A 12,708-nucleotide genomic window follows, 5' to 3' on the forward strand; every position below is an offset into this window, starting at 1 on the left:
CCTCGGACCTCGGAAGGATGATCGGCGACGTGGACAGAACGCTCGTACTCGGACTCGGCGGGACAGTCGACTACGAGCTCACCTGGGATTCGTCGGTGTTCGACAGGCTGGCGCACGCGCACGGTGTGCGCCGGCATGAACTGACGACCACGGCGCCGATCATCGACGAACGCTCGCTGCTGGTGGCGGTGCTCGCGTTCGTCGCCTCGGGAACCGGGGCGGAGCGGTTCGTCGCCTCGTCCGAGGTGATCGAGGCGTTCGTGTCGCACTTCGCGCACACGATCACGCTCGGAGGCACCGGGGTGCGAGCCGGTCTCGTGCTCGATGCCCTCGGCATCCCGAGCGTGCAGCACCTGGTGAGCATCGACGACAACGTGCGCCGGCTGCTTCCGGAGTCGATGTCGTACATCTGCTCGGCGACGGAGGACACCCTCGATCCGCACCTCATCGTGCAGTACCCGGTCGGCGCGCATGTGCGGCTCACAGACGGCGACGTCCTGTCGCCCGCACCCAACCGCCTGATCTTCGCGAACGACCCGCCGAATCGGCGCATGCTGCTGGCGCCCGACCTCGCCGACGCCCTCGCGGGTGCGGGGGTGTTCCTCGTCTCGGGGTTCAACACGATGCAGGATCATGATCTGCTCGAGCTCCGGCTCGCTGAGGTGCGAACGGCGATGCAGAGCCTGCCAGATGACTCCCTCGTCTACTACGAAGACGCGGGCTTCTACACTCGGAGCTTCGCCGAGACGGTCCGGGCTCGCCTGCTGCCGCAGATCGACGTCTACGGCATGAACGAAGACGAGCTGCAGGAGTACGTCGGCCGGTCGGTGAATCTGCTCGACCAGTCCGACGTCATCCGAGCCCTCCACGAAGCGCAGATGATCATCCCCGCGCGCGCCCTGGTCGTGCACACACGCTACTGGGCGATCGCCACGGGGCCGGATGCCGGTCGGCACCGTGCCGCGCTCGACAGCGCCGTGCGTGTCGCCGCCACGCGCTACCGCATCGGCGACCGGCTGACCGAGCGCGACGTCGAGGAGACCTCAGACCTGCCCCGCCACGGGGGAGGGCAGGCGCTCGTCGCCGCCGTCGAGGATGCGCTGCCCGATGCCGTGGGTGTCGCGGCGTTCTCGCTCGATGTCGCATCGCCGACCACGGTCGGCCTCGGAGACACGTTCGTCGGGGGATTCCTCGCCGGAGCCGTGCGATCGAGGGAGACCGAGTGAATCCGATCCTGCTGCCGTCGAACCGACCGGCCGAGCGTTTCTACCGCGGGGGAGCGCGCATCAGCGGCTTCCGGGGAGAGCGGGCCTCCGCACCCCGCGAACCCGAGGACTGGATCGCGTCGACGACCACGGTCAACGGCGAGGCGCTCGTCGGACTCACCAGACTCCCCGACGGACGGCTGCTGCGAGAGGCGGTCGCCGACGACCCGATCGCGTGGCTGGGTGAGCGCCACGTCGCACGGTGGGGCGCCGACACGCGCCTGCTGGTCAAGCTCCTCGACGCGGGGCAACGCCTGCCGGTGCACGCGCACCCGCACGACGACTTCGCGGCGACCCATCTCGGCACCGCACACGGCAAGGCGGAGGCCTGGTACATCCTGCAGGGCGGCACGGTGCACGTCGGACTGCGAGACGACGTCGCGGCCGACGTGCTGGCGGACCTCGTCGATCGGCAGGACTCGGCGGCGCTGCTCGACCTGCTGCACGCGGTGGACGTCCATCCCGGCGACGTCGTCTGGGTGCCCCCGGGTGAGCTGCACGCCATCGGCGCCGGCATCCTGCTGCTCGAACTTCAGCAGCCCGAGGATCTCTCGATCCTCCTCGAGTGGCACGACTACGCGATCGACGGAGCCGCGGTCGGTCACCTCGGACTCGGCTTCGAGGTCGCGCTCGCCGCGGTGAACCGCAGGGGGCGGTCGCGCAGCGACCTCGGAGAGCTCATCGGCCCCGCTCCGGCATCCGACTCGGTCTTCCCTCACCCCGCCGACGAGTACTTCCGTCTCGAGCGTGTCCCCGTCGACGGCTCGACCGTCATCGACCAGGGCTTCTCGGTCCTGATCGTGAGCGCGGGCGACGTCGTGATCGGAGGCGTCGAGCACCATACGGGGGCCACTCTCGTCGTTCCGCACGCGGCCGGAGCGCTCGACGCGACCGGAGTCGGCGGGCTGCTCGTGGCGCGCCCACCGACGCCCTGAGGCCGGAATCGACGCGGATTCCGCCCGGGTAGACTGGAGTCATGCCCGAACCGAAAGTCGCCAGCTTTCCGGCGATCCGTGGTGCCCTGAAGTTCTACCAGATCGCGTCGATCATCACCGGAGTCATGCTGCTCCTGCTGGTCGCCGAGATGGTGCTGAAGTACACGCCGATCCGACTCGAGCTCTTCGCAGGGGGATCCGGCGGTCTGCTGTGGTTCGCACCCGTGGTCGAGGGGCCCGAGGGCCTCGAATCGACCGGCGACGGACTCAACATCTCGCTCTCGATCCTCGTCGCGCACGGCTGGTTCTATGTCGTCTACCTCTTCGCGTGCTTCCGGATGTGGAGCCTCATGCGCTGGCCGTTCCTGCGCTTCATCCTGCTCGCGCTCGGCGGCGTGATCCCGCTGCTGTCGTTCTTCATGGAGGCCATCGTCGCTCGCGACGTCAAGGCCTACCTCGCTTCGAGGGAGGCCGCCTCGGCCCCCGCCCCTGCCACGGAAGGTGTCCGGTGACCGAACAGTCCGAGACCCAGCAGCGCCCCACGCTCGTCGTCGACTTCGGCGCGCAGTACGCGCAGCTGATCGCCCGTCGGGTGCGTGAGGCCGGCGTCTACAGCGAGATCGTGCCGCACACCGCCACGGCCGCCGAGATCGCTGAGAAGAACCCGGTCGCGATCATCCTCTCGGGTGGTCCGTCGTCGGTCTACGAGGAGGGCGCTCCGCGCCTCGACCCCGCGGTCTTCGAGCTCGGCGTGCCCACGCTCGGCATCTGCTACGGCTTCCAGTACATGGCGCAGACCCTCGGCGGCGAGGTCGCGAACACCGGCCTCCGCGAGTACGGAGCGACGGATGCCGTCGTCTCGGGTGACGGCGGCACGCTGCTCGGCGGCCAGCCGGCCGAGCAGAACGTGTGGATGAGCCACGGCGACCAGGTCGCCAAGGCACCGGAGGGCTTCGACGTGCTCGCCACGACCGATGCGACCAAGGTCGCGGCATTCGCGAACGAGGAGCGCGGCTTCTACGGCGTGCAGTGGCACCCCGAGGTCAAGCACTCCGACCACGGCCAGCGCGTGATCGAGAACTTCCTGCACAAGGGCGCGGGTCTCGCATCCGACTGGAACAGCGGCAACGTGATCGCCGAGCAGGTCGAGCGCATCCGCGAGCAGGTGGGCGACGCCCGCGTCATCTCAGCGCTCTCCGGCGGCGTCGACTCGGCGGTCTCGACCGCCCTCGTGCACAAGGCGATCGGCGACCAGCTGACCGCGGTCTTCGTCGACCACGGCCTCCTGCGCAAGGGCGAGCGCGAGCAGGTCGAGAAGGATTACGTCGAGTCCACTGGCGTGCGTCTGATCACGGTCGATGCGGCAGATGTCTTCCTCGGTCACCTCGCGGGCGTCACCGACCCCGAGGAGAAGCGCAAGGTCATCGGTCGCGAGTTCATCCGCGCCTTCGAGAAGGTGCAGCTCGACCTCGTCGCCGAGGCGAAGGCCTCGGGCGGCGCCCCGGTCAAGTTCCTCGTGCAGGGCACGCTGTACCCCGACGTCGTCGAGTCGGGTGGCGGTGCGGGCACGGCCAACATCAAGTCGCACCACAACGTCGGCGGGCTCCCCGACGACCTCGACTTCGAGCTCATCGAGCCGCTGCGGGCCCTGTTCAAGGACGAGGTGCGCGCGATCGGCCGCGAGCTCGGCATCCCCGAGGCGATCGTCGGCCGTCAGCCGTTCCCCGGACCCGGCCTGGGCATCCGCATCATCGGCGAGGTCACACAGGACCGCCTCGAGATCCTTCGCGAAGCCGACGCGATCGCGCGTGAGGAGCTCACCAAGGCCGGCCTCGACCAAGACATCTGGCAGTGCCCCGTCGTGCTGCTCGCCGATGTGCGCTCGGTGGGCGTGCAGGGCGACGGCCGCACCTATGGCCACCCGATCGTGCTGCGCCCGGTGTCGAGCGAAGACGCCATGACGGCCGACTGGACGCGTCTGCCCTACGACGTGCTGTCGAAGATCTCGAACCGCATCACCAACGGCGTCCGCGACGTCAACCGCGTCGTGCTCGACGTGACGTCGAAGCCGCCGGGAACCATCGAGTGGGAGTGAGCTCGTTGCTCGCATGACCATGAACGGGCACGGACCATCGCGGTCCGTGCCCGTTCGCGGTATTTCGGGCAGGATGAGCGTATGACCAAGGCACGGACGAAGATCACGGTTATCGGTGCAGGCAGCGTGGGGGTGAGCGTGGCCTATGCCGCGTTGATCCGGGGGAGTGCGGCCGAAGTCGCGCTCTACGACATCGCGACGGACAAGGTCGACGCCGAGGTGCTCGACCTGGCGCACGGCACGCAGTTCACGTCGGCGGCGGTGAGCGGCGGTTCTGATCTCGCCGTCGTCGAGGGCAGCGACGTGATTGTGGTGACGGCGGGGGCGAAGCAGCAGCCCGGGCAGACCCGCATGGAGCTCTCGGGCATCAACGCGCGACTGCTCGAGACGCTGATGCCGCAGCTGGTCGAGCGCGCTCCGGACGCGGTGTTCATCATCGTCACGAACCCCGCCGACGTGATGACGGTCGTGGCGCAGCGCGTCTCGGGGCTTGAGCCCCACCGGGTGTTCGGCTCGGGCACGGTGCTCGACACCTCGCGTCTGCGCTGGCGTCTCGCGCATCGCGCGAACGTGAGCACCGCGAGCGTGCACGCCGACATCGTGGGGGAGCACGGCGACACCGAGTTCCCGCTGTGGTCGAACGCGACGATCGGGTCGGTGCCGATCCTGGACTGGCCTGCCGACGAGCCGTTCACCACCGAGGAGCTCGACCGTATCGCGATCGAGGTGCGCGACGCGGCGTATGCCGTCATCCGCGGCAAGGGGGCGACGAACCTCGCGATCGGCGTCAGCTGCGCCCGGATCGCCGAGGCCGTGCTGCACGACGAGCGTGCCGTTCTTCCGGTCGCGACGGTGCTCGACGGCGAGTACGGCATCCACGGAGTGGCTCTGTCGGTGCCGTCGGTCGTGGGCGCGGCGGGCGCGGTTCCGCTCGCGGAGACACCGATGAGCGACCACGAGGAAGCCCTTCTGCAGGCCTCGGCCGACGCGATCCGCGTGGCGGTCGAGGAACTCGGCTGATCGGCCTCGAGAGACTCTCGAAGTTCTTTCGGCACGATGTCGATCTGAGGCATCCCCGTTCGACGTCTTCACTGAGAGGGTCGACAGGCGGCCCCACCACCAAGGAGAACACCATGAAGTACATGCTGATCATGCGCTCGAACGACGAAGCGGTCGAGGCGTACAAGGAGATGCCGTTCGAGCAGGTCATCGAGGCCATGGGCAAGTACAACGAGTCGATGATCAAGGCCGGCGTGCTGGCTGCAGGCGAGGGCCTGAGCGACGCCGCTGAGGGATTCGTCGTCGACTTCAGCGCCGAGACGCCGCTGATCACCGACGGGCCCTACGGAGAGACGAAGGAGCTGTTCAACGGCTTCTGGATCCTCGAGGTCTCGAGTCGTGAAGAGGCGGCGGAGTGGGCGAGCAGGGCGCCGCTCGGACCCGGGTCGTTCCTCGAGGTGCGACGCGTGACCGATGAGTCGGACTTCCCGGCCGACAACGAGTGGATCGAGAAGGAGAAGGGCTGGCGCGAAGAGGAAGAGGCGCGTCGCGCACAGCAGTGAGATGACCGACACACCGCACCGCGAGACGGCTCGCTCCGCACCTGATGAGGGTGCGCGGCGAGCCGTCGCCGCCGTGTGGCGCATCGAATCGGCGAAGATCGTCGCGACGCTCACGCGCGTGGTGGGCGACTTCGGCCTTGCAGAGGACCTCGCGCAGGAAGCCCTGCTGGATGCTCTGCAGCAGTGGCCCGTCGACGGTGTGCCTCGCAACGGGGCGGCCTGGCTCACGGCGGTCGCGAAGCGCAAGGCGATCGATGGCTGGCGCCGCCGCGAACGGCTGGACGACCGCATGGCCGTGCTCGCCCACGACCTCGAGCGGGAGCAGGCCGAGGCGGCGGACGCGCCCCCTTGGGACCCGGATGCCGTCGACGACGACGTGCTCCGGCTGATCTTCATCTCGTGCCACCCGGTGCTCTCGCGCGAAGCTCAGGTGGCGTTGACCCTGCGCGTCGTGGGCGGTCTGTCGAGCGAGGAGATCGCCCGGGCCTTCCTCGTGCCGACGGCGACCGTGCAGCAGCGCATCGTGCGGGCCAAGAAGACCCTCGCGGCGGCGAACGTCCCTTTCGAGATGCCGCCTCGCGAAGAGCACACGGCACGACTGGGAGCGATCCTGGGCGTGCTGTATCTGATCTTCAACGAGGGTCATGCGGCCAGCAGCGGGCCCGACTGGATGCGCCCTGAGCTGAGTCTGGAGGCGATCCGACTCGCACGCGTGGTGGCGGCTCTGATGCCGCGGGAGCGGGACGCGCACAGCCTCGTCGCCCTCATGGAGCTGACCGCCGCACGATTCCCTGCCCGGGTGGACGCGCACGGCGATCCCGTGCTTCTCGCCGATCAGGACCGTCGTCGCTGGGATCGCGGCCGCATCGCCCGCGGGCGTGCCGCCCTGGGGGCAGCGGACGCCCTCGGCGCGGGTCGTGGCCCGTACGGACTTCAGGCCGCCATCGCCGAATGCCATGCGGTCGCCGCATCGATAGACGAGACCGACTGGGATCGCATCGTGGTGCTGTATGAGGCGCTCGGCCGCATCGCTCCGTCGCCCGTGGTCGAACTCAATCGTGCGGCGGCCGTCGCGATGGCGACGGGGCCGGCCTCCGCCCTGCAGATCATCGACCGGCTCGCATCTTCGGGCGCGCTCGCGGGGTACCATCTTCTTCCCGCCACGCGGGCCGAGCTGCTGCTGCGGCTCGGGCGCGACGACGAGGCTCGCAGCGAATTCGCGGTGGCAGCGTCGCTCGCGGGCAACGATCGAGAGCGCGCACTGCTGCGGGCCAAGGCCGAAGGGCGCTGAGCACAACCCCTATACGCAGAGAACCGCCCCCTTCGCCAGCGACGCTGGAGAGGAGGGCGGTTCCGGTACTGCGGTGTGTCAGCTGCGGGCCTTGCTGCCGCGGTTGACGACCAGGCCGTAGATCAGCAGCACGATGATCGAGCCGCCGATGGCGAGGAGCCAGGTGCCGAGGTCCCAGAACTCAGTCAGAGGACGGTTCAGGATCAGGCTTCCGAGCCAGCCGCCGAGGAAGGCGCCGACGACGCCGAGCAGCAGCGTGATGAGCCATCCGCCGCCCTGCTTTCCGGGCAGGATCAGCTTTGCGATTGCTCCGGCGATGAGGCCGAGAAGAAGGAATCCGAGAAAGCTCATGTTCAGCTCCTTTATTTCGTGAGCCCCGGGGTGCCAGGGCTCGTGTTACCCATAGTGCCCTCCCAGCTGATTATCAGCCAACCCCTTGCGCTGTGGCCCCCGGATATGCAATAAGGCCCGCCTCCCAGGGGGAGACGGGCCTCACGGCGAAGCGATTCGCGTCAGTTGCTGCCGCGGACGATCGCGATCATGCGCAGGATCTCGACGTAGAGCCAGACGACCGTGACCATGATGCCGAAGGCGCCGAGCCAGCCGTACTTGCGGGGAGCGCCGTTGCGCACGCCCTGCTGGATCTGGTCGAAGTCGAGCACCAGCGAGTAGGCGGCCATGATGACGACCAGGACACCGATGATCAGGCCGAGCGGGATGCCCATGATCTCAGCGCTGTAGAGACCGAAGGCCTGCCCCTGGGGCAGCACGCCCGTCCACATCAGGACGAGGTTGAGCAGCGAGAAGACCAGGTAGCCGACCATGGCGATCATGAAGATCTTGGTGGCCTTCTTCGACGCGCGGATCTTGCCGCTCGCGAAGAGCGCCAGCGTCACGCCGACGACCGAGACGGTGGCGAGCGTCGCCTGGACGACGATGCCGGGCCAGATGACCTCGAAGAACGCCGAGATGCCACCGATGAAGAGGCCCTCGAACGCCGCGTAGGCGAAGATCAGCGCGGGGCGGACCTTCTTGCGGGACGTGAACGAGATCACCATGGCGAGGACGAAGCCGCCGAGCGCGCCGACGATCCAGGGCAGCATGTTCGGCTGGAACTGGTCGTAGGGGTTCTGCTCAGGAGCGACGACGCCGCCGAGCGTCACGAACCAGCCGACGGCGGCGGTGACGAGCAGGATGGCGAAGAGTCCGGCGGTCTTCCAGACGGTGTCCTCGACGGACATGCGGTCGGTCTCGATCGCGCCAGCGGGGGGAGCGGCGTACATGCCCTCCAGCTGCGCGTTGGCGGCGGCATCCATCGCTCCGTGCTGGAGCGACGCGGCCTGCGCACCCTGAGCGCCCTGCGGCGCACCCGGGTAGGTCGCGACGTTGCGCGGATCCTGCTGCTGGAACGCCGGGTTGTTGAAGGCGAAGTTGCTCATGTGGGCCTCACTCCAAAGTGGGTTGTAGGTCGCTTTCCTCCACGATACCCGGAATGCCGGGTCATCAGGGTGTCCTACGCTGAGAGCGTGCCCAGGAAATCGCCTCTCGTGATCGGGCACCGCGGTGCGCCCGGCTACCGTCCGGAACACAGTCGCTCCTCCTACGAGCTCGCCCTCGCGATGGGGGTGGATGCGGTCGAACCCGATGTGGTGGCGACGAAGGACGGCGTGCTCGTCGTGCGGCATGAGAACGAGATCTCGGGTACGACAGATGTCTCCGAACATCCGGAGTTCGCCGAGCGCAAGACGACCAAGCGCGTCGACGGCGAGGCGCTCACCGGCTGGTTCACCGAGGACTTCACGTGGGACGAGCTCGCGACGCTGCGCAGTCGCGAACGTCTCCCCGAGGTGCGAGCGTCGAGTGCGAGTTTCAACGGGTCGCAAGGGATCCTCCGTCTCATCGACGTGCTCGACATCGTGCGAGCGGGGTCTGTCGAGTACGGCCGTGAGATCGGCGTCGTGCTCGAGGTCAAGCACGCGACGTACTTCGCGAGCGTCGGCCTGGACCTCGCGCCGCTCATCGACCGTGATCTGCGCGCCGCGGGGTGGGCGAACGGAGAGCTGCCGCTGATCGTGGAGTCGTTCGAATCCACGGTGCTCGCGCAGCTCAAGGAACGCGGTGTCGCGGCATCCTACGTCTACCTGATCGAGGCCGCGGGGCGACCATACGACCTCTTCGTCGCACACGGGTCGAAGGGGCAGACGTACAAGGACGCCGTCACCGCCCAGGGCCTCGACGGGTGGGCGGGGCTTGTCGACGGTATCAGCGTCGACAAGCGGATGCTCCTCGCGCGGGGCAACACGATCGTCGAAGACGCCCATGCCAGGGGGCTCACGGTCTTCACGTGGACATGTCGGCCCGAGAACAGGTTCCTGGCGTCGGAGTTCCGTGCAGGTGGGGGCAAGAGCGCGTACGGCGACTACGAGGCCGAGTGGGGAGTCATCGCGCGCACCGGGGTCGACGGGGTGTTCGTCGACCATCCGGATCTCGGTGTCGGGTTCTTCCGAGACTGAGCGGCGTGCTCAGAGCGGGCCGAGCACGTCCGGCACCGCGCGATCGAGATGCAGTGCGCACAGCGGGGCCAGTATCTCGCGCTCCTCGAATCGGAAGTGCGACTCCATGATCGCGGCGACACCGCCGAGGTGCCGTTCGATCGTCTCGGCCCTCTCGCCGTCCTCGACGGCGGTCCGCAGCGCGCCGAGCAGGTGCGCGAGCATCGAGTGATCCTGCATGAGCTTGTCGATCACGTCGCCGAGTTCGGGGTGCTCCGCACGCAGGGCCGGGAACAGGGCGCGGTCCTCGCTCAGATGGTGGCCGTCGAGCGCGGAGCAGAAGCCGATGCAGAAGAGGGCGAGATCGGAGGCGGCATCCGGGCGGTCGTCGCCCTCGTCGAGAGCCGCTCGCGTCGCCTCCAGGGCCGCTCGGAGTCGGGTGTGGGCCCGGCGCAGTTCCTCGTCCCAGGCGATCAGGCGGTCGGCATCCATTCCGGCCAGTCTAGGTCGGACGGTGCGATCCGTCAGAGGGTGCGGTCGAATGCGCCCTTGCGAGACACGATCTCCTTGCCGAGCGGCATCAGCGAGACGGGCACCATCTTGAAGTCGGCGATGCCCATCGGGATGCCGATGATCGTGACGCAGAGCAGCAGACCCGAGACGATGTGGCCGATCGCCAGCCACCAACCCGCGAGGATCACCCACAGCACGTTCCCGAGGAACGAGCCGACTCCCGAGGTCGGCTTGCTGACGATCTCGCGTCCGAACGGCCAGATCGCGTAGCGGGCGATGCGGAAGGAGGCGATGGCCCAGGGGATCGTCACGATCGGGATGCACAGCAGGATGCCCGCCAGCATGTAGCCGAGGAAGAGACCGAATCCGGCGAAGATCAGCCAGATGATGTTGAGGATCGTTCGCACGTCTCGATCCTCGCACCGCAGCCTGAACATCTGCCGATTCGCTGTGTATCCGTTTCGGCCTCCCGTGATCCGGCGAGAACAGATGCGAGACTGCCCCGATGACCGGAATCATCGTCGACAGTGTCAGCAGATCGTTCGGGAGCGTGCAGGCGGTGCGCTCCGCGACATTGCGCGCCGAGCCAGGGCGGGTGACCGGACTCGTCGGCCCCAACGGTGCGGGCAAGACCACGCTGCTGCTGATGCTCGCGTCGCTCCTGGCTCCGGACGCGGGGACGATTCGCATCGCCGGAGTCGACCCGTCGGAGGACGCGCTCGCGGCGAGACGGCTGCTCGGGTGGATGCCGGACGCCCTCGGCGCGTGGCCGTCGCTGACCGCTCGCGAGACGATCACGACGACGGCACGGCTGTACGGCATCCCGGTGCCGGACGCAGCCGCCCGGGCGGCGCAGCTGCTCGAGCTCGTCGGTCTGCGAGATCTCGCCGATTCTCCGGCCAAAGTGCTGTCGCGCGGCCAGAAGCAGAAGCTCGGCCTCGCCCGCGCGCTCGTGCACGATCCGCAGGTGCTGCTGCTCGACGAGCCCGCATCGGGTCTCGATCCGGAGGCGCGCATCCAGCTGAGGACGCTGCTGCGGAGCTTCGCGGCCGAGGGACGCACGGTGCTGATCTCGAGTCACATCCTGTCGGAGCTCGAGGAGGTCGTCGACGACGCCGTGTTCCTCGTCGCGGGCTCGGTGGTCGATGCCGCGCCGGGGCAGGCGACGGGGCGTGCCTGGCGCGTGCGGCTGCTGGGGGCCGATGCCGCACGTCAGAACGCGGACTCCTGGCAGGTGGCTCAGACCCTCGGACTGCCGATCGAGTCGCTCGGTGCCGATCGCGGGGGAGTGCTCGTCGGCTTCGACTCCGAGGAGGCGGCCGCACTGGGCCTGCGCTCCCTGGTGCAGGCGGGTCTCCAGATCTCGGAATTCGCCCCCGCGCAGAGCGCGCTCGAGCACACCTTCCTCACCCTGAACGCCCCGGCTGCGGCCGCAGCGCGATCTGCGGCGCAGGCTCCTCCGACGGCGCCGCCCTCCCCGCCCGCAGCGACCGACAACGAGGAGGCAGGCGCATGAGCATCTCGAACATCCGCATCATCGCCCGTCTCGAACTGACGCAGAGACTCCGCAGCGTCGGCTGGTACGTGCTCCTCGGAATCTTCGGGGTGCTCCTTCTCGGCGTCACCGTGCTCGCATTCGCGGTCTACTCCTGGGCCGATTTCGTCGGCGCAGGCGTCTTCTCGATCGTCGTGAACATGGTGCTCCTGCTCGTCGTGCTCGTGTCGCCCACGCTCAGCGGCAACGCCATCAACGGGGATCGCGACGCCGCGACCCTGGCGGCCGTCCAGGTGACGGCCGCCTCGACCGGCGACATCATGCTCGGCAAGCTCGCCGCCGCGGTCGCGACGGGATTCGCGTTCCTGATCGTCGCGATTCCCTTCCTGGCGATCTCGCTGCTGGGCGGCGGAGCGAATGCCGTGGTGCTGCTCGTCTCGCTGCTGGTGCTCGTGGTGGAGATCATCGTCGTCGCGGCGATCGGTGTCGGGCTGAGCGGCCTGATCGCCCGCCCGCTCTTCTCCGTCGCGACGACGTACCTCGTCGTCGCCGGCCTCACGATCGGCACTCTGGTCGTGTTCGCGCTCGGCGGCCTGGCGGTGCGGACCGACGTCGAGCAGCAGAGCCGTCCGTACGACCCGAACGGCATCGTGGACTGCGATTCCTGGGAGACCTACACGCAGGAGGTTCCGCGCTTCGACTACGTCTGGTGGGTTCTCGCCGCGAACCCGTTCGTGGTCCTCGCCGACGCCACACCGACCGAGTTCAACGCCGACGGCTACCCCGTCGACATGTTCGGGCAGATCAAGCTCGGGGTCCGCACGGCCCAGCAGCCGCCGGTCGAGCAGAGCTGGGACGAGTGCTCCAACGAGGTGTTCGAGTATCCGACCCCCGAGAAGATCATCGCCAGCACGGTCCCGAGCTGGTTCGTGGGCCTCGGCGTGCAGATCCTCATCGCCGGTGGGCTCTTCGCCGGAGCGTGGTCGCGCACCCGGACGCCGGCCAAGCGGCTGCCTCCGGGAACGCGCATCGCCTGACCGGCGACCCGCTGCTCGGATGT

At 68.5% G+C, this 12,708-nt stretch carries 14 protein-coding genes; 10 read left to right on the plus strand and 4 right to left on the minus strand.

Going from position 1 to position 12,708, the window contains the following annotated elements:
• Positions 1–29: 29 nt before the first annotated feature.
• The 7 genes from RU09_RS07830 to RU09_RS07860 all read left to right on the plus strand — a co-directional run bounded on the left by RU09_RS07830 (position 30) and on the right by RU09_RS07860 (position 7,148).
• The gene (locus RU09_RS07830) at positions 30–1,226 is read left to right on the plus strand and encodes an ADP-dependent glucokinase/phosphofructokinase (protein ID WP_153302144.1); all 1,197 of its coding nucleotides are present in this window, start codon (positions 30–32) and stop codon (positions 1,224–1,226) included.
• Positions 1,223–2,200 (plus strand): class I mannose-6-phosphate isomerase, encoded by a 978-nt coding sequence (locus tag RU09_RS07835; RefSeq protein WP_042539229.1) that lies wholly within the window; start codon positions 1,223–1,225, stop codon positions 2,198–2,200. Before RU09_RS07830 ends, RU09_RS07835 begins: the two co-directional genes overlap by 4 nt.
• Before the next feature lie 41 nt (positions 2,201–2,241).
• A complete protein-coding gene (locus RU09_RS07840; RefSeq protein WP_042539231.1) occupies positions 2,242–2,712 on the plus strand; it encodes a DUF3817 domain-containing protein in 471 nt (156 codons plus the stop codon).
• Positions 2,709–4,295 (plus strand): glutamine-hydrolyzing GMP synthase, encoded by a 1,587-nt coding sequence (gene guaA, locus RU09_RS07845; protein WP_042539232.1) that lies wholly within the window; start codon positions 2,709–2,711, stop codon positions 4,293–4,295. The genes RU09_RS07840 and guaA overlap by 4 nt, the downstream gene beginning before the upstream one ends.
• Before the next feature lie 81 nt (positions 4,296–4,376).
• Positions 4,377–5,315 carry an L-lactate dehydrogenase gene (locus RU09_RS07850; RefSeq protein ID WP_042539233.1) on the plus strand — a complete coding sequence of 313 codons (939 nt, stop codon included), beginning with the start codon at positions 4,377–4,379 and terminating at the stop codon, positions 5,313–5,315.
• A 113-nt stretch (positions 5,316–5,428) separates the two neighbouring features.
• Entirely contained in the window at positions 5,429–5,857 is a 429-nt protein-coding gene (locus RU09_RS07855) for a YciI family protein (protein ID WP_042539235.1), read from the plus strand.
• Position 5,858: 1 nt separating this feature from the next.
• Positions 5,859–7,148, plus strand: coding sequence for an RNA polymerase sigma factor (locus tag RU09_RS07860; RefSeq protein ID WP_042539237.1), 1,290 nt, complete (start codon positions 5,859–5,861; stop codon positions 7,146–7,148).
• Between the two features lie 78 nt (positions 7,149–7,226).
• Here the strand turns inward: RU09_RS07860 and RU09_RS07865 are convergent, their stop codons facing one another.
• Positions 7,227–7,499, minus strand: a complete 273-nt coding sequence (locus tag RU09_RS07865) for a GlsB/YeaQ/YmgE family stress response membrane protein (protein ID WP_042539239.1) — start codon at positions 7,497–7,499, stop codon at positions 7,227–7,229.
• Positions 7,500–7,660: 161 nt separating this feature from the next.
• Entirely contained in the window at positions 7,661–8,587 is a 927-nt protein-coding gene (locus RU09_RS07870) for a Bax inhibitor-1/YccA family protein (protein ID WP_042539242.1), read from the minus strand.
• A gap of 87 nt (positions 8,588–8,674) precedes the next feature.
• Here RU09_RS07870 and RU09_RS07875 point away from each other — a divergent pair, with 87 nt between their 5' ends.
• Positions 8,675–9,661, plus strand: coding sequence for a glycerophosphodiester phosphodiesterase family protein (locus tag RU09_RS07875; protein WP_042539452.1), 987 nt, complete (start codon positions 8,675–8,677; stop codon positions 9,659–9,661).
• Positions 9,662–9,670: 9 nt separating this feature from the next.
• Here RU09_RS07875 and RU09_RS07880 read toward each other — a convergent pair whose 3' ends face one another.
• The gene (locus tag RU09_RS07880) at positions 9,671–10,132 is read right to left on the minus strand and encodes a hemerythrin domain-containing protein (protein WP_156145892.1); all 462 of its coding nucleotides are present in this window, start codon (positions 10,130–10,132) and stop codon (positions 9,671–9,673) included.
• Positions 10,133–10,164: 32 nt separating this feature from the next.
• Positions 10,165–10,560, minus strand: coding sequence for a YccF domain-containing protein (locus RU09_RS07885; protein ID WP_042539456.1), 396 nt, complete (start codon positions 10,558–10,560; stop codon positions 10,165–10,167).
• A gap of 98 nt (positions 10,561–10,658) precedes the next feature.
• On the opposite strand from RU09_RS07885, the gene RU09_RS07890 reads away from it, so the two are divergent.
• Entirely contained in the window at positions 10,659–11,669 is a 1,011-nt protein-coding gene (locus RU09_RS07890; protein ID WP_042539245.1) for an ABC transporter ATP-binding protein, read from the plus strand.
• On the plus strand, positions 11,666–12,685 hold the full coding sequence (locus RU09_RS07895) for an ABC transporter permease (RefSeq protein ID WP_042539247.1): 1,020 nt from the start codon (positions 11,666–11,668) through the stop codon (positions 12,683–12,685). The genes RU09_RS07890 and RU09_RS07895 overlap by 4 nt, the downstream gene beginning before the upstream one ends.
• Positions 12,686–12,708 lie beyond the last annotated feature (23 nt).

The sequence above is a fragment of the Microbacterium sp. MEJ108Y genome, assembly GCF_000834175.1.
GTDB lineage: Bacteria > Actinomycetota > Actinomycetes > Actinomycetales > Microbacteriaceae > Microbacterium > Microbacterium forte.

What these genes read in the sequence shown, in the direction of transcription:
- RU09_RS07840 (WP_042539231.1), top strand. Translation starts at nt 2,242, where the DNA reads ATGCCCGAACCGAAAGTCGCCAGCTTTCCGGCGATCCGTGGTGCCCTG.
- RU09_RS07850 (WP_042539233.1), top strand. Translation starts at nt 4,377, where the DNA reads ATGACCAAGGCACGGACGAAGATCACGGTTATCGGTGCAGGCAGCGTG.
- RU09_RS07855 (WP_042539235.1), top strand. Translation starts at nt 5,429, where the DNA reads ATGAAGTACATGCTGATCATGCGCTCGAACGACGAAGCGGTCGAGGCG.
- RU09_RS07860 (WP_042539237.1), top strand. Translation starts at nt 5,859, where the DNA reads ATGACCGACACACCGCACCGCGAGACGGCTCGCTCCGCACCTGATGAG.
- RU09_RS07865 (WP_042539239.1), bottom strand. Translation starts at nt 7,499, where the DNA reads ATGAGCTTTCTCGGATTCCTTCTTCTCGGCCTCATCGCCGGAGCAATC.
- RU09_RS07870 (WP_042539242.1), bottom strand. Translation starts at nt 8,587, where the DNA reads ATGAGCAACTTCGCCTTCAACAACCCGGCGTTCCAGCAGCAGGATCCG.
- RU09_RS07880 (WP_156145892.1), bottom strand. Translation starts at nt 10,132, where the DNA reads ATGGATGCCGACCGCCTGATCGCCTGGGACGAGGAACTGCGCCGGGCC.
- RU09_RS07890 (WP_042539245.1), top strand. Translation starts at nt 10,659, where the DNA reads ATGACCGGAATCATCGTCGACAGTGTCAGCAGATCGTTCGGGAGCGTG.
- RU09_RS07895 (WP_042539247.1), top strand. Translation starts at nt 11,666, where the DNA reads ATGAGCATCTCGAACATCCGCATCATCGCCCGTCTCGAACTGACGCAG.